The sequence below is a fragment of the Sinomonas sp. ASV486 genome, from assembly GCF_030908215.1.
Classification (GTDB): domain Bacteria; phylum Actinomycetota; class Actinomycetes; order Actinomycetales; family Micrococcaceae; genus Sinomonas; species Sinomonas puerhi.
In genome coordinates, this window is sequence record NZ_JAVFJK010000011.1 from 100,823 (window position 1) to 123,382 (window position 22,560).

20 protein-coding genes are annotated in these 22,560 nt (G+C 69.8%); 10 read left to right on the plus strand and 10 right to left on the minus strand.

The genetic code is table 11. The annotated features are described in order from the left end of the window. The first annotated feature begins 421 nt into the window (after window positions 1–421). Genes RBS60_RS15645 through RBS60_RS15655 form a run of 3 tightly spaced genes read left to right on the plus strand, consistent with a single transcriptional unit; the run spans window position 422 to window position 3,259 of the window. The gene (locus tag RBS60_RS15645; protein WP_307958510.1) at window positions 422–1,138 is read left to right on the plus strand and encodes a DUF969 domain-containing protein; all 717 of its coding nucleotides are present in this window, start codon (window positions 422–424) and stop codon (window positions 1,136–1,138) included. Then, window positions 1,135–2,106: a DUF979 domain-containing protein gene (locus tag RBS60_RS15650; RefSeq protein ID WP_307958511.1), complete on the plus strand. Its 972-nt coding sequence runs from the start codon at window positions 1,135–1,137 to the stop codon at window positions 2,104–2,106. Before RBS60_RS15645 ends, RBS60_RS15650 begins: the two co-directional genes overlap by 4 nt. A gap of 16 nt (window positions 2,107–2,122) precedes the next feature. Beyond that, complete coding sequence (locus RBS60_RS15655) at window positions 2,123–3,259, plus strand: DUF2891 family protein (RefSeq protein ID WP_307958512.1); 1,137 nt, start codon at window positions 2,123–2,125, stop codon at window positions 3,257–3,259. Window positions 3,260–3,336: 77 nt separating this feature from the next. On the opposite strand, the gene RBS60_RS15660 is transcribed toward RBS60_RS15655, so the two are convergent. Beyond that, entirely contained in the window at window positions 3,337–3,777 is a 441-nt protein-coding gene (locus RBS60_RS15660) for a hypothetical protein (RefSeq protein WP_307958513.1), read from the minus strand. A 173-nt stretch (window positions 3,778–3,950) separates the two neighbouring features. Between RBS60_RS15660 and RBS60_RS15665 the strand changes: the two genes are divergently transcribed. Continuing rightward, on the plus strand, window positions 3,951–5,246 hold the full coding sequence (locus tag RBS60_RS15665) for an MFS transporter (RefSeq protein WP_307958514.1): 1,296 nt from the start codon (window positions 3,951–3,953) through the stop codon (window positions 5,244–5,246). Here the strand turns inward: RBS60_RS15665 and RBS60_RS15670 are convergent. Then, window positions 5,228–7,453, minus strand: coding sequence for a LuxR C-terminal-related transcriptional regulator (locus RBS60_RS15670; RefSeq protein WP_307958515.1), 2,226 nt, complete (start codon window positions 7,451–7,453; stop codon window positions 5,228–5,230). The genes RBS60_RS15665 and RBS60_RS15670 overlap by 19 nt on opposite strands. A 144-nt stretch (window positions 7,454–7,597) precedes the next feature. On the opposite strand from RBS60_RS15670, the gene RBS60_RS15675 reads away from it, so the two are divergent. Further along, a complete protein-coding gene (locus RBS60_RS15675; RefSeq protein ID WP_307958516.1) occupies window positions 7,598–8,821 on the plus strand; it encodes an NAD(P)/FAD-dependent oxidoreductase in 1,224 nt (407 codons plus the stop codon). 21 nt (window positions 8,822–8,842) lie between these two features. Here RBS60_RS15675 and RBS60_RS15680 read toward each other — a convergent pair whose 3' ends face one another. After that, on the minus strand, window positions 8,843–11,071 hold the full coding sequence (locus RBS60_RS15680) for a LuxR C-terminal-related transcriptional regulator (RefSeq protein ID WP_307958517.1): 2,229 nt from the start codon (window positions 11,069–11,071) through the stop codon (window positions 8,843–8,845). Between the two features lie 153 nt (window positions 11,072–11,224). On the opposite strand from RBS60_RS15680, the gene RBS60_RS15685 reads away from it, so the two are divergent. The 3 genes from RBS60_RS15685 to RBS60_RS15695 all read left to right on the plus strand — a co-directional run bounded on the left by RBS60_RS15685 (window position 11,225) and on the right by RBS60_RS15695 (window position 13,760). Then, window positions 11,225–12,481, plus strand: coding sequence for an FAD-dependent monooxygenase (locus RBS60_RS15685; protein WP_307958518.1), 1,257 nt, complete (start codon window positions 11,225–11,227; stop codon window positions 12,479–12,481). Between the two features lie 114 nt (window positions 12,482–12,595). Then, window positions 12,596–12,970 carry a hypothetical protein gene (locus tag RBS60_RS15690; RefSeq protein ID WP_307958519.1) on the plus strand — a complete coding sequence of 125 codons (375 nt, stop codon included), beginning with the start codon at window positions 12,596–12,598 and terminating at the stop codon, window positions 12,968–12,970. 10 nt (window positions 12,971–12,980) lie between these two features. Beyond that, entirely contained in the window at window positions 12,981–13,760 is a 780-nt protein-coding gene (locus RBS60_RS15695) for an alpha/beta hydrolase (RefSeq protein WP_307958520.1), read from the plus strand. A 151-nt stretch (window positions 13,761–13,911) separates the two neighbouring features. Here the strand turns inward: RBS60_RS15695 and ggt are convergent, their stop codons facing one another. After that, a complete protein-coding gene (gene ggt / locus RBS60_RS15700) occupies window positions 13,912–15,771 on the minus strand; it encodes a gamma-glutamyltransferase (protein WP_307958521.1) in 1,860 nt (619 codons plus the stop codon). A gap of 134 nt (window positions 15,772–15,905) precedes the next feature. Here ggt and RBS60_RS15705 point away from each other — a divergent pair, with 134 nt between their 5' ends. Both RBS60_RS15705 and RBS60_RS15710 read left to right on the plus strand, forming a co-directional pair. Continuing rightward, the gene (locus tag RBS60_RS15705) at window positions 15,906–16,397 is read left to right on the plus strand and encodes a glutathione peroxidase (RefSeq protein WP_307958522.1); all 492 of its coding nucleotides are present in this window, start codon (window positions 15,906–15,908) and stop codon (window positions 16,395–16,397) included. Between the two features lie 39 nt (window positions 16,398–16,436). After that, complete coding sequence (locus RBS60_RS15710; RefSeq protein ID WP_307958523.1) at window positions 16,437–16,691, plus strand: hypothetical protein; 255 nt, start codon at window positions 16,437–16,439, stop codon at window positions 16,689–16,691. Window positions 16,692–16,805: 114 nt separating this feature from the next. On the opposite strand, the gene RBS60_RS15715 is transcribed toward RBS60_RS15710, so the two are convergent. The 6 genes from RBS60_RS15715 to RBS60_RS15740 all read right to left on the minus strand — a co-directional run bounded on the left by RBS60_RS15715 (window position 16,806) and on the right by RBS60_RS15740 (window position 22,535). After that, window positions 16,806–17,156, minus strand: coding sequence for a hypothetical protein (locus RBS60_RS15715; protein WP_307958524.1), 351 nt, complete (start codon window positions 17,154–17,156; stop codon window positions 16,806–16,808). 144 nt (window positions 17,157–17,300) lie between these two features. Further along, window positions 17,301–18,842 carry a UDP-N-acetylglucosamine 1-carboxyvinyltransferase gene (locus RBS60_RS15720; RefSeq protein ID WP_307958525.1) on the minus strand — a complete coding sequence of 514 codons (1,542 nt, stop codon included), beginning with the start codon at window positions 18,840–18,842 and terminating at the stop codon, window positions 17,301–17,303. 111 nt (window positions 18,843–18,953) lie between these two features. Beyond that, entirely contained in the window at window positions 18,954–19,337 is a 384-nt protein-coding gene (locus RBS60_RS15725; protein ID WP_307958526.1) for a VOC family protein, read from the minus strand. A 114-nt stretch (window positions 19,338–19,451) separates the two neighbouring features. Further along, window positions 19,452–20,300: an energy-coupling factor transporter transmembrane component T gene (locus RBS60_RS15730; protein WP_307958527.1), complete on the minus strand. Its 849-nt coding sequence runs from the start codon at window positions 20,298–20,300 to the stop codon at window positions 19,452–19,454. After that, the gene (locus RBS60_RS15735; protein ID WP_307958528.1) at window positions 20,297–21,922 is read right to left on the minus strand and encodes an ATP-binding cassette domain-containing protein; all 1,626 of its coding nucleotides are present in this window, start codon (window positions 21,920–21,922) and stop codon (window positions 20,297–20,299) included. Before RBS60_RS15735 ends, RBS60_RS15730 begins: the two co-directional genes overlap by 4 nt. A gap of 13 nt (window positions 21,923–21,935) precedes the next feature. Continuing rightward, window positions 21,936–22,535 carry an ECF transporter S component gene (locus RBS60_RS15740; protein WP_307958529.1) on the minus strand — a complete coding sequence of 200 codons (600 nt, stop codon included), beginning with the start codon at window positions 22,533–22,535 and terminating at the stop codon, window positions 21,936–21,938. Window positions 22,536–22,560: the final 25 nt, after the last annotated feature.

Sequence of the window (22,560 nt, forward strand, 5' to 3'; positions counted from 1 at the left end):
TGCGGGATCTGCCCGAACACGACCTAGGATCCGAATCAGGGTCACGAGCCCGAATGCGTGGCTGGATCCGCAGGGCGCCCACCCCAAGACCGGCCGTGCAACGCGAGGGTGCCAGTGCGACGTTGATGCAGGACTCCGGCCACGCGCCAGCCGCGGGCCGTCGTCGGGTGACAGCTGCACCATTCCCCAGCTCTAACCTCAATCAGCGGCATGAATCGCGCTTTCCTCACGCATCGCACGCCGGACCGCTCGAGAGCTGCGGAGGTCGGACGGGACGCACCCCACGATTGTTCAACAAGCCCTTGCGTGATTGTTGAACAAAAAGATATGCTCTAGGTCACAGCGTCGCGCGGCGCACGCTACACCCCCTGTCGCAGGACCTACGCAGGACCCGTGCAGTCCCACACCGGAACGGATCATCATGCTTGTACTCATCGGGGTACTCCTGGTCATCGTTGGCTTCGCCATCCGACTGAACCCCCTCGTCGTCGTCACCGTGTCGGGCATCGTCACCGCCCTCCTCGGTGGCCTGAATCCCATCCAGATCCTTGATGCGTTCGGCTCCGGCTTCGCCAGCAGCCGCTCGGTGACGATCTTCGCGGCAGTGCTGCCCGTGATCGGGATCATCGAGTACTTCGGCCTCCAGGAACAGGCCAAGAACCTCATCGGCAAGCTCGCCAGGCTCACCGCCGGCCGAGTCCTCCTGGCCTACCTCGCCATCCGCCAGATCACCGCGGCCGTCGGGCTCACGAGCATCGGCGGCCACGCCCAGACGGTCCGGCCGCTCGTCTTCCCGATGGCCGAGGGCGCCGCGATGCGCCGCTACGGCCACGTGCCCGAGAAGGTCAAGGAGAAGATCAAGGGCCACTCCGCCGCGGCGGACAACGTGGGCGTGTTCTTCGGAGAGGACGTCTTCGTGGCCGTTGGCTCGATCCTGCTCATCACCACGTTCGTGGACACGACCTATCACCTGCACCTCGAGCCGCTCCAGCTCGCCGTCTGGGCCATCCCGACCGCCATCGCGGCCTTCCTGATCCACGGCTTCCGGCTCCTGCGTCTCGACCGGGCCCTGGACCGCGAGTACGCGAACACCACCAAGACCGACGAGGCCGCAGAAGCGGCGGAGGGCGCACTGTGATCAACGTCGAAGCCGTCTACTGGCTCATCGGAGCCCTGTTCATTGGCTGGGCATCGCTCATTGCACGGGATGAGAACCATCCCCACCGCTGGGGAGCCTCGTCCTTCTGGGGCCTTCTTGGGCTCTGCTTCTTCTTCGGCACCTGGGTCCAGGCAGGCACAGCCCCCGCGTGGATTCTGGGCGTCGCAGTCCTCGTCCTCGTCGCCATCGCCGCCACGGGGCGCCTCAAGCACGGCCCGGCCAAGACCTCCAGCCCCACCGAGCGCGTCGCGTACGCAGCCACGTTCGGCAACAGGCTCTTCATCCCCGCACTGGCCATCCCCGTGGTCACCGTGGTCCTCGTGCTGGCGGCCCCGGCCCTGACCATCGGCAACACCCCAATCCTCGATCCCAAGAACACGACCCTCGTGGCCCTGGCCATTGGGGCGGTGGTGGCGGCCGTCCTCGCCGTCGTGCTACTGAAGCCGAAGAACAAGCTCAACCCGGTCATCGAGAGCCGCCGGCTCCTCGAGTCGATCGGCTGGGCCGCGCTCCTGCCGCAGATGCTCTCAACCCTCGGCATCCTGTTCACGAAGGCCGGCGTCGGCACCGCGGTGGGCACGCTCGCGACCACCGTCATGCCCAAGGGCTCGCTTTTCGCGGGTGTGCTCGTCTACTGCCTGGGCATGTTCCTCTTCACCATCCTCATGGGCAACGGCTTCGCGGCGTTCCCGATCATGACGGCGGCCATCGGCTGGCCGGTCCTGGTCCAGGAGTTCCACGGCGACCCGGCGATCGTGTTCGCAATCGGCATGCTCGCGGGCTTCTGCGGCACGCTCTGCACGCCCATGGCGGCGAACTTCAACCTCGTCCCGTCCGCGCTGCTCGAGATGAAGAACAAGTACGGCGTGATCACGGCCCAGATCGGCACGGCAGTGCCGCTCCTCGCGGTCAACGTCGCGCTCATGTACTTCCTCGCGTTCCACTAGACGGAAGGATCTCCCCATGGGCGACTCCCCCGGCGTGCCCACCGCGCCGTCCCCCTCGGACCGCTTACCCGAGGGCCCGTTCCCTGACGGCCTCTTCCCGCATGCGGCGGGCCGCTGTGCCGCCGTCGTGCTAGACAACCTCGCACGGCCCTATCCCTACTCGGCGCACCACGTGCGGCGATCCGCCGAGGACACGGCCATGCCCGGCGAGCTGCACCCCGCCTTCGGGACCTCGTTCGACTGGCACTCGTCGGTGCACATGCACTGGCTCGGCGTGAGCGTGCTGGGCTCGGGGCAGCTCGAGTCCGAGGCGGCCGAGCAGCTCCGCACCGCGCTCGGCGCCAACCTCACGCAGGAGAAGCTCGCCGTTGAGGCCGCCTACCTCGCGGCGAACCCCACGTGGGAGCGGCCGTATGGGTGGGCGTGGCTCGTGCGCCTCGCCGCCGCGTGCGCCGTCTCGCACGACGCCGAGGTGCGCAGCTGGGCGGTGCACCTCGGCGGATGCGTGGACACGGTCGAGGGGCTCGTCGTCGCGTGGCTCGACAAGGCGGAGTACCCGGTGCGGCACGGCCTTCACACCAACTCGGCGTTCGGCCTCGCGTGGCTCGTGGACGCGTTCCGGACGCTGGGACGGGACGACGCCGCAGCGGCCTGCGAGGCCGCCGCCCGCCGTTGGTTCGCCGACGACGCCGGCTGGGCCGCCGAGTGGGAGCTCTCCGGCCAGGACTTCCTGTCCGCCGGCCTGAGCGAGGCCGACCTGATGGCCCGGGTCCTCTCTCCCGCCGAGTTCGCCGCCTGGCTCGACCGGTTCCTGCCCAACCTGGCCGCTGGCTCGCGGATGCTCACACCCGTGGGCGTCACCGACGAGACCGACGGCTACATGGTCCACCTCCACGGCCTCAACCTGACCCGCTCAGGACAGCTCGCGCGTGTGGTGGCTGTGCTCCGATCGGGGCGAGCGGGCGGCACGCACGACGGCGGCAGCCCGGCTCCCGCCGCGGGCTCACCCGAGGCCGTGCTCGCCGCGGCTGTCCGACCACTGTTCAAGGCCGGGCTCAGGGGCCTCGACAGCGGCGACTTCATGTCCACGCACTGGCTCGCGAGCTTCGCGTGGGACGCGGCAGAATCAATCGGCGCCCTCGACCCAGCCTGACCGTCATCAGGTGTACCCGAACAGGGATGACCCCCAGGCCAGATCGGCCTGGGGGTCATCTCATTCCGACCGAGCCCCTATGCTGCGAGCGCCTTGTCGGTATGCCGTGCCTCGGCGAGCTCCTCCTTGGGCTTCATCAGCGCCATCACGACGACGAGGATCCCAGCGAGCGCCACCAGTTCAGACACCACCGGAGCCGCGATGACCGCGGCGCCCCAGTGCTCGAAGACGTCCCACACCATCATGGCGCCGAAGAACGCGCCCGCGACCACGTTGACCCAGCGGGCCACGGTGTCCGTGAGAACGAACGTCAGGAACGCCAAAGCCAATGGAATGAGCACGAACCCGGGCATCATCAGCGTCATCGGGCTGTCAACCGCCATCTCTGCGATCCGGCCGGTCCTCAGCTGGTCGACGGACCCCGGTTCCATGAGCACCAAGATGAACAGAAGGACCATTCCCACTGCGTAGAACACCCACAGCGTGGCGATCCGGAGCTTCCACATCAACGACCGCATCGTCGCCACCTCCTCCAGCGGAGGGACCGCCCGCCCGGGCGGGCCTCCACTTTCAGGATGCGCGGCTGGACGCCGACTGCGAAGAGCCCAAGGTCCCGCTCATGTGCAGCATGTAGCCGGCACGGGGCCCTTGGCCCCGAGCGGATCCTTCGCAACGGTCCTAGCATGCGAGGGTGGACGAATCCCAGATGGGTGGCTGGCGCAAGCCTCGCGGCGCCCCGGCAGGGGCCGGCGAAGCAACCCGAAGGCACCCCCGTGACATGGTGAGGGTTCTCGGCGTCCGCAACTTCGCGTTCTTCTGGACGGGCCAGCTGGTCTCCGGCACGGGAACATGGATGCAGACCGTCGCCATGGCGTGGCTCGTCCTCCAGATCAGCCACTCCCCGGGGATCTTGGGCACCGTCACCATGCTGCAGTTCCTGCCGATGATGCTCTTCACCCTTCCGGCCGGGGTCGTGGCAGATCGCCTCCCGAAGCGCGGGCTGCTCATCGCCACCCAGAGCCTCGCCGCGCTCCAGGCCCTCGTGCTCGGCATCCTGACCCTGCTCGGTACCCCGCAGATCTGGGAGCTCGCCGTCCTGGCCGTCGTCCTCGGGCTCTCCAATGCATTCAACAACCCGACGCAGCAGGCGTTCCTCCCCGAACTCACGGGCCACGATCTCCTGCCCGACGCGGTGGCGATGAACAGCCTCCAGTTCAACGGAACGCGCATGATCGGGTTCGCCCTCGGCGGTGTCGCCCTCGCAGAGCTGTCCGCCGCGGGCGTCTTCCTCATCAACGCCGCAAGCTTCGCCGCCTCGTTGGCCGCACTCCTGCTCATGCGTCCGGCTGAACTCCACGCGCCGGCGGGCCAGCGCCCGGGGCACCACGCCCTGCGGGAGGGCCTGACCTACACGCGCCGCACGCCCGCCGTCGTCTTCGTCTTGGCCTCGCTCGCGGTAGTCGGGACGTTCGGCTTCAACTGGCCGGTCGCGGCGCCCCTCATGGCCCAAGACCTGCTCGACGTCGGAGCGGTCGGCTTCGGGGCGCTCATGGGAGCGTTCGGTGCAGGCTCGCTCGTCGCGGGGGCCGGATTGATCCTCCTCGGGCCCGGCGGACGACGTCGCATGGTCACCGCAGGGGCGGTCCTCGCCCTCGTGCTGATCGCCTTGGGCATTTCACGGTCCTATCCCGCGAGCCTCGCGCTCATGGCCGTCGCCGGCATCAGCGGGACGGTGTACACGACCACCGCGAATTCGTCACTGCAGGCCATCGTGCCGGATCGCCTGCGGGGACGCGTCATGAGCCTGTTCGTGCTCCTCATGGCGGGAACGACCCCTATCGGCGCAACGCTGCTGGGGTGGGGTGCGGACGCCTTCGGCATCTCCGCGACCACCATTGCCTTCGGCGCAGTCACGGCCGTCGGCCTGGGCGCCCTCCTGCTTCACCACCGCCTTGCGTCGAGAAGGGCTCAGCCGCCAGTCGCGTGATCCCGCTCCGCGGCCCAGGCGGCAAGGGCCGCACGGTTGCGCACGCCGAGCTTCGCTGTCGCGTGCGCGACGTGGTTCTCCACGGTCCGCTCGGAGACGCCGAGCCTTCGGGCGATCGACCCGTTCGTGTGCCCGCGCCGGACCAGCTCGGCGACCTCGAGCTCGCGCGGGGTGAGAGCGGAAGGCGAGCGCCCGCCGTCGTGCGCCCGGAGCGCGGCCGCTGCGTCGGCCATCGAGAGCCGTTCGCCCTCGCGCCACGCCGCGGCCACGGCCTCGGCACCGGCCTCCCGCTCGGCAGCCGAGCGCACGGCGTCGATGTCGCCGAGGGTGATCACGTGGTACCGGCCACCAGCACCTTCGCGGCGGGCCGCGGACGCAGCGGCCCGCACGGCCCCGAGTGGATTCCGCCGCACTTCGATGGCCGCGAGCCGTGCGAGGGCGATGCCGAGGAGCGAGATGTCTCCGACCCGGGAGAAGTGCTCGACCGCGCCTGCCAGGTATGCCCGCGCCGAGGAATCCCGGTGAAGGTCTGACTCGGCAATGCCAAGGTAAGTGAGGATCTGGCCCTGCGACCACCCATCACCCGCCGACTCCGAGACCTCGAGCGCCTCGAGCAGCGCCGGCACTGCCTCCGCGGGTCGACCGCCGATCACAAATGCGGTGCCGCGCGTGCTCATCGCGCGTCCCCGTCCCGGATCGTCGCCCACCGCGGTGAACGCCTCGACGGCTGCGGTCCCTGAGTCGATAGCTCCGTGGACGTCGCCGGACAGAAAGCATGACACCGCCCCTAGGTAGTGGCTCATGGCGGCGCCGAGCGTGTTCGGCTCGAAGATCGTCAGCGCCTCTCGACTCGCGGCATGGGCCAGGTCAGTCTGCTGGTTGGCGTTGTGCAGGAGCGCCGCGGTGACGAGGCCGCCGCCCCGGACGGCGTCCGGGCGAGGGTACCTGTCCAGAAGCGCGCGGACACGGAGGAGGCCCTCGTCCTGCGCTACGCGGAACCAGAGGTCACGGCTCGACGCCATGAGGGCAAGACCCGATGCCGGATCCGCCTCGGACGCATAGTCGAGGGCCGCACGGAGCTCCGGCAGCCTGTAGCTTGGCGTCGCGTAGCGGGACGATTCGGCGATCGTCGGGTACTGCGCCCCACCGAACTCGGCCACCATCCACGCGAGGTGCCTCCGCCGCGTGGCCGGGACCATCCCGCTCGCGTCGAGGCCCTCCCTCGCCAACTCGCGAGGGCTCTCGAGGAGCCGAAAGGTCGTGCGGCCTTCCGGGTCCGTCTCCGATTGGAGCAGGGACCGCGATACGAGATCCTCGAGATCCGTCAGCGACGCATCGACGACGGCAGCCGCAGCACGGGCGTCGAAGGGGCTCGCGAAGACCGAGCACGCCTCGAAGACCTCCCGCTGCCGCCCGTTGAGGGCTTCAACGCTCGAAGCGATGCAGGCGCGCAGGCTCCGGTGGCGTGCCGGCGCCGTCGGCGGCCCAGATGCGAGCGGTTCGAAGCGGCGATCGAGCATCGGGAGCATCTCGGCCGGGGTGAGTACCGCCATGCGGGCGGCCGCGAGTTCGAGCGCGAGGGGCAGTCGGTCGAGGCGTTCGCACAGCTCGGCCGCAGCCGCGCGGGACGCCGGTGTGACAGGGAGCGCCGCGCGGACGGCAAGGGCGCGCTCCCAGAAGAGGCTCGCGGCCTCATCATCGAGCATCGGCCCCACGGGGACCACCCGTTCACCCGCGACCCGCAGGGGCTGCCTGCTCGTGAGCAGGATGCGGCACGTGGCGGCGCCTTCGAGGAGGGCTACGACGAGCGCCGCGGTCTCGGCGAGGACGTGCTCCGCATTGTCCAGGACGAGCAGAGCCTCGCCGTCGGCTTCGAGCCACCACAGGATGGAGCCGAGCGCCGATGTCCGCCGTGCGGCGCGAATCCCCGCGGCATTCGCCACGGCGAGCCCCACGGATCCACCGTCCGTGATGCGGGTGAGGTCCACGAAGACCGTCCGCGCGGCGGCGTCCGACCGCACGGCCTCGATCGCGAGACGCGTCTTCCCCGCCCCGCCTGGACCCGTGATGGTCACGAGTCGGCTGAGGCTGCGGGCTTCGGCGACGGCGGCAAGCTCTGCAGTACGGCCAATGAAGCTGCTCGCGGGAGCAGGTAGACGCCCAACGATCGGCACCTCGGGTGCTTCCGGCGGCGCTCCCACGTCCATTCCCACAGTATCGGCGGGGCCGAGAACGGGTGTCCAGTGCGCGGCCTGAGTACCCCCTGAGTACTTCCACCGATGCGGCGGCCGAGCCACGAAACCTACCGTGAAGGCACCACCGCAAGCCAATGTCATCAGGAAGGACGCGCCGTGGACGCCTCAGCAGATGCAGTGATCGTGGGCGGGGGGCCGACCGGACTCACCGCGGCCGTGGCCCTCACCCTCAGGGGGCGCTCGGCGACCGTCGTCGATCCGGGCGAGGACCGGAGCGTGGGTTCGCGGGCCCTCGTGGTCCACGCGGGAACGCTCGCCGTGCTCGAGAAGGCCGGCTGCGCCGCACCGATTCTCAGTGAAGCGGTGCAGCTGCGTTCGATGCGCATGAACAGCCGGCGCGGGCTGCTCACCCACAGTCCCTTCGATACCCTTCCGGGGCCTTACCCCTTCGCCGCCTCCATCCATCAGGCGCGCACCGAGGCAGCGCTCCGGCGCCGCGCCGAGGAGCTGGGCGTCCGCTTCGTGACCGCCCACGCCACCGGCGTCGATCAGGACGAGGGCGCGGCAGCAGTCGCGCTCGACGTCGGCGGGTTCCTCGAGGGCCGCGCGGTGGTCGGGGCCGATGGCATGCACAGCACGGTGCGGGAGGCTTCGGGCATCACGTTCCCGGACACGGGGTCGGCCCGGGGCGACGACGCCAACATGGTGCTCGCCGACGTCGTCGCCTCGGGTTCCGTGGACAGAGTCCACCTGAACGCTTACCCGGGCAGCGGACTGCTGGTGCTGATCCCCCTGCCGAACGGGAGGCTGCGCGTGCTCGCCAGTGTGCGCGACGGCGAGCGGGCCGAGGACCTCTCGGCCATCCAGGAGCTCATCGACTCACGCGGCCCTCTCCCGCGCCGCGGATCCTCCGGCCGGATCATCGTCGACGAGCTCGAATGGGCCTCGCGGTTCCACTTCCGGCACCATCTTGCGGAGGGGTTCAGGGTGGGACGTGTGCTTCTCGCCGGAGACGCGGGCCACGTCCACAGCCCGGTCGGGGGCCAGGGGATGAATCTCGGAATACGCGACGGCTGGTACCTCGCCGAAGCGATCGATGCATCGCTGCAGGCCGACGAGGCCGGGGAGCGCGAGCGGGCGAGCGCCCTTCTGGACGCCTACGCGACGAACCGGCGTGCAGCAGCCCAAGGCGTCATCGCGGCAACTGGCCGGATGCACCGCATGCTCTTCGCACCCCCGCCCGTCCGGCCTCTTCGGAACCTCGCCATGCGCATCACCGCCCGGACGCCCGCCCCTGCCCGCCAGGCGCTCGGCCTGTCCGGGCTCCTGGACCGCGGGCCGCAGCTCCTGAGCCGTGCTTCATCGCCAACTGGAGTGTGAAGCCGCTCTTTCGAACCACCCTCAGCCCCCGACCGGGTGGTCGGCTGCCCAGCCAGCCAAGGCCACCCGGTTGCGGATCCCCAGCTTCGCCGTAGCGTGCGCGACGTGGCTCTCCACGGTCCTCTCCGAGATCCCGAGGCGCCGAGCGATCGACGCGTTCGTGTGGCCCCGCCGCACCATCTCTGCGACCTCGAGCTCGCGCGCGGTGAGCAGCCCGCCACGGGAGGCGCCGGCGTCGAGCGCCCGCAGTCCGGCAGCCGCATCGGCGAAGGTGATCCGCTCGCCCTCGTCCCAGGCCTGCCGTGCCGGGCCCTCCCCGATGAGTGCGGCCGCGGCCGTCCTGACCCCCGCGATGTCGGCGAGGGTCCGGGCGTCGTATCGTCCGCTGCCGCCCTGGCGTCTGGCAGCAGAGGCTGCCGCGCGGACCGCCGCCGCGGGCGCTCTGCGGACGTCGAGGGCTGCGAGCTGAGCGAGGGCGCTGCCATAGACGACGACATCGCCGATCACACCGAAGCGGTCGAGCGCCGCGAGCAGCTTCGCGCGAGCCGACGCGGTGCGGCCGAGCGCGTGCTCCGCCATCCCCCAGTGGGTCAGGATCTGGCCCTGTCCCCACACGTCGCCAGCCTTGGCGGCGAGTTCGAGGGCGCTCGCGAACCCTGCGACAGCTTCCTCCGCCCTGCCCGCAAACAGGGCAGCGGCGCTGAGGATTCCGCGCGCGCGTGCCTGCCCGGCCTCATCCCCGACGGCGGCGAAGGCCTCGAGGGCACGCCGAGCGGCCGCCTCCGCCCGCTCGGCCTCCCCAGCGTAGGCGAGCCCAGCAGCACGGAAGATCTCGACAGCGCCGGCCGCTTCCGTGTGCGCGTCGAGGATATCGAGGGCCTCCGCGGACCGAGTGCGCATCGACTCCGCGTCCTGTCTCACGAGGCTCAAGCAGGTCGCCGCGACGAGACCCCCGGCGCGGACCTCGTCCGGGGCCCGGTAGGCATCGAGGAACGCGTCAACCCGGGCCGCGCCCTCGTCCGCCGCCACGAGGCGCCACAGTTCCTCGGTCGAGGCCATGAGGCGGAGTCCGGCAGCGGGGTCTGCCCGGAGGGCGAAGTCGAGGGCGGCGCGGAGATCCGGGAGGGCATCGTCGCGGTGCGAGGCTCGGAGGCGGTCCGCGACGCTCGGGAACCCTTCCCCGCCGAGTTCCTGCACCATCCACGCGAGATGGGCCTCCCGCACGGCGTCGAGGCGCCCGGCCGCCGCGAGCGACTCTGTCGCGTACTCGCGCAGCGTCCCGAGCATCCGGAAGATCGTCCGTCCCGCCGGCTCGGAGGACGCCTGGAGGAGGGACCGGGACACGAGGTCCTCCAGGTCTCCGAGCGAGGCGTGCGCGACGACGGCCGCGGCCCTCGCGCTGAACGGCCCCGCGAAGATCCCGCACGCCTCGAACACCTCGCGCCCACGCCCGTCGAGGGCACCGACGCTCCCCTCGATGGTGGCGCGGAGGCTGCGATGGCGAGCGGGCGCCGTCGTGGGTCCCTCACCGAGGGCGTCGATGCCCCGTTCAAGCTCCGCGAGGAGTTCGGCCGGGGCCATGACCAGCGAGCGGGCCGCGGCGAGCTCGATGGCGAGCGGCAGCCTGTCGATGCGCTCGCACAGCTCGCGGGCGGACGCCCGGGAGGCGGGCGAGTCGGGCAGCGATGAGCGCACGGCGAGGGCCCTCTCCCAGAAGAGTGCCTCGACATCCTCGGCGGACATCGGCCCGACGCTGACCACGCGCTCCCCCGCGACATTCAGGGGCCGCCGACTGGTGGCCAGGATGCGTGCGGCGGCGGTGCCTTCAACGAGCTCAGAGGCCAGGCGGGCGGCCTCGCCCAACATACTCTCCGCGTTGTCCAGGACGACGATGGACTCGCCCCCGAGGTCGAGCCACCACACTACGGCGGCAACTGCCTCCGTCGAAGTGATCCCTCGGAGGCCAGCCGCCTCCGCAACGGCTGGCGCTAGGGGCGCCCCGGCGGGCAGGCCCGACAGGTCGGCGAACGCGATGCGCTCCGGCGGCGGCGGGTCGCGCCGCAGGGACTCGAGCAGGATCCTCGTCTTGCCGGCCCCGCCCGGGCCTACGAGGGTCACGACCCGGGTCGCATCGCGGGCTCGGGCTAGGGCGTCAAGCTCCTCGGCCCGACCGATGAAACTGCTCGCGGGAACCGGAATCCGCGCGGCGAGCGCGGTCATGGCGGCCGACGTCGTATTCCGCGTGGCCATGCGCCCAGTATGTGCGCACCCTCATGCAGTGTCTAGGCGGGCGTCTCCGTACCGGCTCCGTAGTTCTGCGGATGTTGCGGTCGGCCCCGAAACCTACCGTGAAGGCGAAGGGTCGGAGGGTCTGCAACCCTCGCCAGAGGAAGGGAGCCAGTCATGAATGCTCAGCCAGACGCAGATGTCGTGGTTGTGGGCGGCGGGCCCGCGGGGCTCGCAGCCGCCGTGGGGGTTGCGCTTATGGGGCGCACGGCGATCGTCGTCGATTCTGGTGGCGATCGTGGACCTGGTGGACGCGCGGTCATGATGCACAGCGGCACCCTCCGGGTGCTTTCAACAATGGGCTGTGCCGACGCCATCGTGGCCGAGGCTGCGACGATCGACAGCATGGAGACGCGGACGCCTCGGCACGTGCTGACCACGGCGCGCTTCACTGCGCTGCCCGGCCCCTACCCGTTTGCCGTGACCCTTCTGCAGGCTCGGACCGAGGCCATCCTCCGAGCGCGCGCCCAGGAGCTCGGCGTGCGCCTCGTCACGGACCGCGCCATGGGCGTGGTGCAGGACCATCGCGGCTCGGCTGCCCTGCTCGAGGGCGGAGCGTCTCTTGGCGGGCGGTATCTCGTCGGCGCAGACGGAATGCACGGCACAGTACGCAGAGCCGCGGGGATCTCGTACCCCGATACCGGCGCATCCAGCGGAGATGCAGAGAACTTGACGCTCGCGGACGTCGTGGCCCCCGGATACGAGCTGCGCGATCGAGCGATCATCCTCACGGGCCCGGGCGGCATGCTTGCCCTCGTACCGCTTCCTCAGGGCAGGCTCCGAGTGGTCGCGAACCTCCCGGAGGGTCACACAGCTCCCACTGCCGACGCCATCCAGAGTCTTATCGATACCCGGTGGTCACCGCGTCGTTCGGACCGTCCCCAGATCAGCGTCGATGAGGTTGTCGCTTCTACCCACCTCCGGATCCGGCATCACCTCGCCGACCGGTTCCGGGCGGACCGTGTGCTGCTCGCGGGGGACGCTGGTCACGTCCACAGCACCGCGGGCGGCCAGGGCATGAATCTCGGGATCCGCGACGGATGGTATCTCGCCCGCGCAATTGCAGGCGCTCTCGATGCCGAGGAAGCCGCGCAGCCCGACAAGGCTGACGCGCTCCTCGACTCGTACGCCTCGAACCGTCGCGCAGTCGCGGCGCGGGTCATCGACGTCACGAATCGCATCAGTCGGATCATGTTCCCTCCCGCGCCGTTCCGACCGCTGGTCTACCTGGGCGTGCGTCTCGCGGAACGTTTCGGTGCGGGCGAGCGTCAGGCACTCGCACTCTCAGGTCTCCTGGATACCGGCCCCGACATGCTCCGCGGCTCCTCCCAGCACCTGCCGGCTGAGCCGTCAGGCCAGCGCGGGCTGGCCTGACGGCTCCGTTGCGGCTCAGTAGTTCTGCGGATGTTGCGAACGCCGCCCAAACCTACCGTGAAGGTAAAAAGAACCGGCGGACCTGGAGCCCGCCACACACGAAAGGAGCCGGTCATGCCAAGCGCACGCAAGGAAACCGCGCCCGTCACCATTGACACCCCTGCCTACGCCGCCCGTCTGGTCGAGCTCGGCGGGTTTACCGTCGCCTATGAAACGATCCGCATCCAGCACGACGCTGCGCCCTTCTTCAAGGGGCTCCCCGACGATCGATGCCCGTGCCCGCACTGGGGTCTGGTCGTGGCTGGCCAGCTGACTCTCCACTACTCCGACCACGACGAGACCATCGAGGCGGGCGAGACGTACTACGCCCCTGCAGGTCACCTACCGTCGAGCCTGGCCGGCACCGAGCTGATCACCTTCAGCCCGACCGACCAGATCAACGAAGTCAATGCCGTACTCGCCGCCAACCTAGCTCGGGCGAACGACTGAGGAGGTCGCGATGTACGCCACGAAACCCGACGGCACGATGCTGGTCTACGAGGAACATGGAGCGGGTGAGCCGGCGATGGTGTTCGTCCACAGCCTGGGCGTCCCCAACCATTACCGACACCAGATCGATCACTTCGCGCCGCGGCACCGCATCATCGCGCCGACTCTGGCGGGCTTCGGCGCGAGCACGGCTCCCGTGCAACGCGACCTCACCTTTGCACAGTGGGCCGAGGATCTCGCCTGGCTGTGCGAGCAGCTCGACCTCCGCGCCGCGGTAATCGTCGGGCACAGCATGAGCGGCGCGATTGCCCTCGAACTCGCCGCCACACACCCCGGGCTGGTTGGCGCGGTGGTGCTCCTCGACCCCGTGCCGGTAGCCCCTCTCCCGGCCTTCCGCCAGGGCATCGGCGGGCTCGCCCAAGCGTTGGGAGGGCCGAACTACCGTGACGCCCTACGCGACTTTGCCGAGTCCCGCATGTTCCGACAAACCGACGACTCGGCCTTGCGATCACAACTGGTCGAGGACATGTGCGCGGTACCGCAGCACGTGCTCGTCGGTGTCTTCGCCGGCCTCCTTGCCTGGGACGGCGAAGAGGTCGCGGGACATGTGAAGGCGCCGATCCTGCAGATCGTGCAAGGCGGCGGCATGCCGGTGGACGTGGCCCGCGTCCAAGCGGTCCTCCCCAACCTTGAATTCGGTCAGACCGTCGGCGCCGGACACTGGGCCCACCTCATCGTTCCCGATCAGGTGAACTCGATGATCGAGCGCTTCCTTGCTGTACACCTGTAGAGCGATTCGTGAGCCGCTGAGGCGGTACACCGCGGAACGCGGATGGTCCGCGGATCCTTTCTCCCACGGAAACAGCGGGATGAGCCGTCAGGCCAGCGGGGGCCGGCCTGACGGCTCACTGCGTCTGCTTCTGCTTCTGCTCTCGGCGGGGCTACGGCGACGGCTTGAGGACCATCGCCGATCCGCCGCCGCGCCTCACGGGCTCGGCCGCTGCGAGCATCTTCCCGCCCGGCAGGAACTCTATGGCAGTCTCAGCGCCGATCTCGGCTGCGGACGTGAACGCGTCGCCCGAGGGAACAAGCAAGTGGCCGAACGGAGCCAGGCCGGTTCCGTATTTCGAGATGAACCCCGGCTCTGCCGTCACAAAGGCCCTGCCGGAGGAGTTGGCGAAGTTCCGATCCGACGCACGGGGAGCCGCGATGGCCTGGGGCGTTGTCATGCCGAGGTCGACGCGGTTGACGATCGTCTGCAGGACTGTCGTGATGATCGTCGAGCCGCCCGGGGAGCCGAGGGCGAGCCACGGTTTGCCGTCCTTGAGCATGATCGTGGGCGACATCGAGGATCGCGGGCGCTTGAACGGCTCGATACGGTTCGGGTCGCTCGCGCTCCACACCGCACTGAAGTCGGTCAGCTCGTTGTTGAGGAGGAACCCGCGTCCTGGAACCACGATGCCCGAGCCGCCGGTCTGCTCGATCGTGAGCGTGTACTCGACGACGTTGCCCCACTTGTCCGCGACGGTCATATTCGTTGTCGAGATGTTCTCGGTGTCCTTCTCGGAAGCGGCCGCAGCCGGGCGAGCCGGGCACACGCCGTCGTACGAGGTGACGTCCCCCGGTTTGAAGGGGACCTGGGTCGCCTTGTTCGGGTTGATCTGGCACGCGCGCTCCTTGCCGAAGACCGGGTCGAGGAGGGCCTTCTCCGGGACGTCGACGAACGCCGGATCGCCCACGTACTTGCCGCGGTCGGCGAACGCGAGGGCACTCGACTCGAGGTAGTAATGGAGGGCCTGAGGCACGGTCATCTCGGACAGGTTGACAGTGTTAAGGATGTTCAGCGCCTCGCCCACCGTCGTCCCGCCGGAACTCGATGGCGCCTTGCCATAGACATCGAGCCCACGGTAGTTCACGTGGGTGGGGTCCTGGTCGAGGGTCGTGTAGGCGGCTAGATCCGCGGGGGTCATCGACCCCACGGGGATCGGCAGAGTGGCAGAGGCAGACTTGGGCGGGCTCTGCACGGCCGCGGAGATCTCAGAGGCGAGAGGCCCGCGGTACAGCGCATTCACGCCGTCCTCGGCCAGCATGCGGTAGGTCGCCGCGAGATCGTGGTTCTGGAAGATGCTGCCGACGGCGGGCGCGTCGCCACCGGGCAGGAACAGATTGCTCGTGGACGTGAACTGCTGGAAGCGGAGCTTGTTGTCCTCGGTCTGCTGCCGGAAGGTCCCGTCGACCACGAAGCCGCGGTCCGCGACCTTGATCGCGGGTTTGAGTGCCTCACCGAGGCTCAGGGTCCCCCAGCGGTCGAGCGCCCGCTGCCAAGTCGCAGCCGTGCCGGGCACGCCCACGGAGACTCCGCTCGTCACGAGCTGTGGTGTGAAGTTGTAGGGCTTGCCGGTCTTGGGGTCGATGAAGGCGTCATGGGTGATGCCAGCGGGCGCGGTCTCGCGGCCGTCGATCGTGCTGACCTTGCCGGATTTCGCGTCGTAGTACACGAAGTATCCGCCGCCCCCGATCCCGGCGCTGTACGGCTCGGTGACTCCGAGGGTAGCGGCTGCTGCGACGGCAGCGTCGACCGCGTTGCCGCCCTTCCGGAGCACCTCGAGCGCGGCGGCCGAGGCCTCGGGGTCCACGGTGCTCACGGCGCCCCCGTACCCCGTGGCGGTGGGAGTCTTGTCGACGGCGCGTGGGTCAGCGGACGCTGGGCTCGCGACGGCCCCTGTGGTCAAGGCCAGGGCAAGAGCCGCCATGGCGGCCGCGCCCCTGCGGCGCACGTTTATCCAGTCCAGATGTTTCATGGGTTCCTCCCCGGAATCCTTCAACTGACAAGGTGTGACATACGCTACTTTGAGCCTCCGACACTCAACACCCTTCGCGAATGAACCGATGCAGCCCGGCGCTCGTTGGAGAAGTAGGGAGAGGGAGGAACGCGATGGGACTCGACGGCATTGAAGTCACCACCCTGGACGGCCGCACGACGACGTTCGGCGAGTGGGCGGGCCAGATCCGGCTCGTAGTCAACGTGGCAAGCAGGTGCGGACTCGCGCCGCAGTACAAGGCCCTCGAGGCACTCCAGGAGAAGTACCGCGACCGCGGCTTCACCGTGCTCGGCTTCCCGAGCAACCAGTTCCTGCAGGAGTACCTGGACTCAGAGAAGATCGCCGAGTATTGCTCAGCGACGTGGGGCGTCACCTTTCCGGTGATGGCCAAGGTCTGGGTCAACGGCCGCGGCCAGCACCCGCTCTACCGCGAGCTTACCAAGACGCCGGACACCGCCGGCAAGGCAGGGCGCATCCAGTGGAACTTCGAGAAGTTCCTCGTGATGCCCGACGGCGCGGTCCACCGCTTCCGGCCGCAGACCGTGCCCGACGACCCGGCGATCATAGGCCTCATCGAGAGCGCCCTCACTCGGGCCGCCTCCTGAGGCCTGGCCAACGAGAGGGCGCGCGGGCAGGATGGCCTCATGCCGACGCAGTCCGCGCTGTCCCTGTGGTCACGAGGCTCGGTCCTCTCGATCGGGTCTGTGGGATCCGTGCTGTCGATAGGGTCTGTCGGCTCAGCGCTCTCCGTCTGCTCGCTCGGCTCAGCGCTCTCGCTGTTCTCGGCCGGCTCCTGGCTGAGCGTCGGCTCGTTCCTGTCCGCACAGTCGCGGTGGTCCACCCTGTCGTGGCGGTCGACCCGCGCCAACCGCGCGGCCAGGACCGGCGGGCCGCGGTGAGCGGGCGCACGACGCCGGCCACGCGCCGTCGTGCGCAGACTTGGGAGTCCCTGCTCGAGGCCTGCCACATGAGCTGTCCGCTGGGGCGGGCGGGATTCATCCATCCATCATTGGCTACGGGCCGCCCAGCAGTCCGCACGTGTACGTAGCGTTGTCTGCGGCGACGACGATCCACGTCGTGGCTCCACTCGAGGACGACGCGTAGATGTCTCCTCCCCCGGAGGTGGTTCCCCGTTTGACCAGCCCCTCGACGGACCCGGCGCCCGCACCCGGATGTGCGCCGCACTCGTAGTCACGGTCCGCGAACTGGACTCTCGAGGGCACCGCCCTGGGCCAGAGGACCCAGTCCGACGTCGTCTCATGGACGCCCCGCAACCGAATCCCCAGCACCAGGAGGACGATGGCGAGCACCACCCCGAGCGCTGCACCGAGCGCCGTCGTGCGCCCTCGCCTGCCACTGGTCATGGCGCAACTGTGTTCGACGTCCCGTGACTGCGTCAACCCCTGGGTCGGCACCGCGCCGGCCACGCGCCGTCGTGCGCCCCGTGCCGAGACTCCGAGCACCTCGAGAGCGCCCTCCTCGTTCCTAAGACGTGCCCCCGGGCGGGATCAGTCCTGGAAGTACTCGATCTTCGCGCCGAGCGAGTTGAGCCTCTCCGCAAGGTCCTGGTACCCGCGCTCAATCACGTAGATGTTCCGCAGCTCGCTCGTGCCGCGGGCAGCGAGCATGGCCAGGAGGATGCAGGCGGCCGGGCGCAGGGCCGGCGGGCAGCCGACCTCCGCGGCCCGCCACTTGGTGGGTCCGTTGACGTAGATGCGGTGCGGGTCCAGGAGCTGGATGTTCGCTCCGAGCCGGTTGAGCTCGGTGAGGTAGATGGCGCGGTTCTCGTAGACCCAGTCGTGGATCATCGTCTGGCCGGTCGCGTTCGCGGCGATAACCGCGAAGAACGGCAGGTTGTCGATGTTCAACCCCGGGAAGGGCATGGGGTGGATCTTGTCCGCAGGTGCGTGCAGCTCGGACGGGAGGACCGTGACATCCACAAGGCGCGTCAGCCCGTTGCGGGCCGTGTATTCGCCGGAGACCTCGAGCTGCTGGCCCATCTGTGCCAGGGTCGCCAGCTCGATCTCCATGAACTCGATGGGCACCCGGCGCACGGTAATCTGCGAGTTCGTGACGATCCCGGCCGTGATGAGGCTCATCGCCTCGATCGGGTCCTCGGACGGGAAGTAGTCGATGTCGGCGTCGATCCGTGCCTTGCCGCGGATACGCAGCGTGGTCGTTCCAACGCCCTTGATCTCCACACCGAGGCCCTGCAGGTAGAAGCACAGGTCCTGGACCATGTAGTTCGGGCTCGCGTTGCGGATCACCGTCACGCCCTCGCGGTGCACCGCGGCCATGATGGCGTTCTCGGTGACGGTGTCACCGCGCTCGGAGAGCACAAAGGAGCGGTCAGCGCCGTCGGCCTCGGGGGCACGGACGGTGTAGAACCCGGCGGTCGCCTCGACGTCAAGGCCGAACTGGCGCAGGGCCTGCATGTGCGGCTCGACGGTGCGGGTGCCGAGGTCGCAGCCGCCGGCGTACGGGAGACGGTATTCGCTGCTCTCGTCGAGGAGCGGACCGAGGAGCATGATCACGCTGCGGGTGCGGCGCGCCGCCTCGACATCCATGCCCTCGAGGTTGAGGACGGCGGGGCGGCGGATCTGGAGGTCACGGGGCTGCTCGCCCACGCCTGCGTCGAGCCATGTGCACTCGACGCCGATCGAGGTCAGGACCTCGACGATCCGGTTGACCTCCTCGATCCGGGCCAGACGACGGAGGGTGGTGGTTCCGCGGTTGATGAGGGAGGCGCACAGGAGGGCGACGCCCGCGTTCTTGGACGTGTTGACATCGACAGCGCCCGAGAGCCGGTGCCCGCCCTCGACCCGCAGGTGGGTCATCTTGGGCGGCCCGATGTTGACGATCCGCTGGCCGAGGATGTCCTCGATGCGCTGGATCATCTTCAGGCTGAGGTTCTGCTTGCCCTGCTCCATGCGCGCGACGGCGCTCTGGCTGGTCCCCAGTTCGGAGGCGAGCTGTCCCTGAGTCCAGCCCCGGTGGGAGCGGACGTCACGCAGGAGGATGCCGACGGTCTCAGCGGTCTGTTGTGCCATAGGCACGAAAATATCACAAGTGCTATACCGAACCTCAAATCACGCGCTTAGGCACGCAAAAATAGGTCTAGACCAATCAACAGCATTCTTTGGTGAGATAAAGCGGGTGCGCTACCCTGCAGTAATCGAGAGGACGTTGCCCGCCGGATCCTTGAACCACGCGATGCCCATTCCGCTCTCCGGGTCGCGCAGAACGCCCCGGTCGTCGACTGGCATCTCGGGCGTGGACGGGTACTTCTCGAGGGACACGCCGACTTCAGCGAGCTGCGCAATGGCGGCATCCAGATCGGCGACCTGGAAGTTCAGGACCGTGAACGTGGCCGGCTCGTGGTTCGGCTTGGGGTACACGAACACGGTCTGCCCGCCCGGGACGGTGACGAGCAGCCCGCCCATCTGATCCTTCGTTTCGAGTCCAAGCGTGCCGCCGTAGAAGGCGCGCGCCCCCTCGATGTCACCGGCGCTGAAGCTTGAGAATGATCCGCTGATATCGAACATCGCTGACTCCTATTGCAGTGGCCAAGGCCTCCCCCCGCTACGATCCCACCACACGACGGCAGGCGCCAGAGCGCACGACGGCGAACGGTCGCCGTCGTGCGCCCGCTCGCCCAGCTATCCCCACACCACGTTCCAGGTGCCGAGCGCGACGGCGGCGCACACGGCGAGCGCGGCGATCGCGGCTCCCCCGGCGATCACCCACGCGTCGAGGCGCGAGAAGTTCGACTCGCGGGCCCAGGTCCGCGGCGCGGGCTTCCCGTCGACGATGCCGCCGAAGCCCCGCGCCTCCATCGCGACGGCGAGCCGCGTGGCCCGGCGGATGGCCTGGACCAGGAGCGCGAACGCCTGCCCGAGGAACGCACGGAACCGGGCCGGGAGGCTGTGCCCGCTCCCCACTCCTCTGGCGCGCCGCGCGAGCCCGAGCGTGCGCCACTCGTCGACGAGGAGCCCCACGAGGCGCATCCCGGCCAGCGCCCCGAGCACGAACCGCACCGGCAGGCGCAGCTTCTGGGCGAGGCCGTCGGCGAGGTCGGTCGGATCGGTCGAGAACAGGAGGAACACGCCGGGCAGGGCGATCGCGAGGCCGCGCAGCCCGATCGCGGCCCCGGCGAGGACCGAGTGCTCGGTGAACGTGACGGGCCCAAGCTGTAGCCATACCGGTCCGGTCTTGGCACCGAGCAGTGCGGTCGAGTATGCGGCCAGCCCCGCGGCGACGATCAGCGGCCACGTGCGCCTGAGCAGGGTCCCGGGGCGCACGCCGAGCAGCGGGACGAGCGCGAGCTCGCACACGAGCGCCACCGTCGCGGACACCCAGTCCACGCTGAACAGGAGCGCAATGGTGACGCACAGGCCCGCCGCGAGCTTCGCCACCGGATTCGCCCTGGCGAGCGTCGAGTTCGCAACGTCCGGGGTCAGGATGCCCGCACTTCCCACATTGGCCGCGCCCGGCGTGTCAGCGCTCATGCCGCGGCCCCCACGAGCGCGGCGCGGCCGGAATCCACCCGGTACACGGAGTCGGAGAGTGCCGCGGTGAAGTCCTCGTCGTGGGTCACGGAGAGCAGCGACGTGCCCTGGCCGAGGAGCTCGGCGAGCAGCTTCACGAGCTCGGCCCACGTCAGGGCGTCCTGGCCGAACGTGGGCTCGTCGAGCATGAGGATGCGCGGGCTGGTGGCGAGCATCGTCGCGACGGAGAGCCGGCGCTTCTCCCCGCCCGAGAGCGTGAAGGGGTTGGCCCCCGCAAGCTGGGTCAGGCGCAGCCGCTCGAGGAGGGGGTCGACGGCGGCACGCACCTGAGCTTCCTTCATGCGGGCCACGCGGCGCGGCCCGAACTCGAGCTCGTCGATCACGCGCGGCGTGAGGAACTGGTGCTCGGGCTCCTGGAACACGCTCCCGATCCGGGTCACGAGCTCGCTCGAACGCCATCGGTGTGGGCTCGGGCCTGCACCCCGCGCGAGCGGCGCGAGCGCCTCGAGACGCCCTCCGAGCGCGGGCAGCAGCCCCGCGAGGGTGAGTGCGAGCGTGGACTTGCCGGCGCCGTTCGGGCCGGTCACGCTCACCGACCGGCCCTCGTGCAGCGCGAGGTCGATCCCGGCCACCACGGGCGCCGCCTTCCGGGCACGGCCGACGGCGAGCCCTCCTGCCGCGAGCAGGGCATCGTGGGAGGGGGTGCTTCCGGACCGGTGGCCATTGGCCGCTCGGGGGCCTGAGCTGTGGGAGCCGGAGCCATCATTGCCAGCCCCCGACGCGGCGGCCTCGCCAGCGGCGCCGGGCTGCCAGTCTGATCGGGATTCGCGCAGCGGCCGCACCGGCCCCTCGCCGGTGAGCGGATGCCACCCCGGCACCCAGACACCCATGGCGGCCAGCCGACGTCGTGCGTCCGGTTCGGCGAGCACAGCGTCCGGTGTGCCGTCGGCGGCCACTCCTCCGGCGGCGTCGAGCACCACGACGCGGTCCACGAGCCCCGACCAGACGGAGACGCGATGCTCGACGACCACGAGCGTCGCCCCGGTGCGGTCGAGGCTGCGGCGCACGGCATCGCGCACCTCGTCGACGCCTGCGGGGTCGAGGTTCGCGGTGGGTTCGTCGAGGAGGACGAGGCCGGGCTCCATCGCGAGGATCCCGGCGAGGGCAAGGCGCTGCTTCTGGCCGCCGGAGAGGGAGGATGTGGGGTGGTCGAGGGGGACGGCGAGGCCCACGTCGTCGAGGGCACGGTGCACTCGGGGCCAGATCTCTTCGCGCGGCACGGCGAGGTTCTCACAGCCGAAGGCCACCTCGTCGCCGACTCTGGCCATCGCGATCTGGCCGTCCGGGTCCTGGAGGACGAGCCCCGCCCGCCCGCGCGCGAGCGGCGCGGGCACGCCGTCGATGGTGAGCTGGCCGCGTTCCTCGCCCTCCTCCGCGGCACCGAGGACCCCGGCGAGGGCGTGCAGGAGGGTGGACTTGCCGGCACCGGACGCCCCGAGCAGCAGGATCCGTTCGCCGGGGGCGATGTCCAGATCCACCCCGTCCACGGCGAAGGCCTTCCGGCCCGCGTGGCGCCAGCCCCACCCGCGGGCCTTCACGCCCGCAGGCCTGTTCCCGCTCACGCCGTCCGGCACGTCAGACGTCCGCAGCGCGCCCGGCCGCGAACGCCGAGAGTGCGCCCGTCTTCGCGAGGCCCCGCACAGCGAGCCAGCTCAGCAGGCCAGCAATGACAGCACCGGAGAGGACGGCGAGCACGGTGTAGACAGCCTGCCAGCCGAACTCCCACTCGGGGAAGTAGATGATGACCTCGGAGACGCCGAGCGCGAGGCCCGAGAGGGCGCCGGCAAGCAGCGCGACGCCGAGGTTCCAGCGGCGGTAGCGGAAGATCGCGAACGCAGCCTCGGCGCCGGCACCCTGGACGAGGCCGGAGAGGAGCACCGCGAGGCCGAACTGGGAGCCGAGGAGCGCCTCGACCACGGCTGCGACGATCTCGCAGAACAGCGCGGCGCCCGGCTTGCGGATGATGAGCCCGCCGAGCACGCCCGCGATGACCCAGCCGCCCGCGTAGAGGCCGCCGAGCGGGGCGAACGCGGCCGTTGCGGCCTCGACACCCACGTAGCCCTGATCCCAGAGCCAGAAGATGACACCGCAAGCCACCGAGACGACGGCGGCCACGACGATGTCGACGACGCGCCACGTGTACTTGGCGGGCGCGGTGCCAGTGGTTCCAGACATTGCAGTTCCTCCTGGAGGCAGGAGG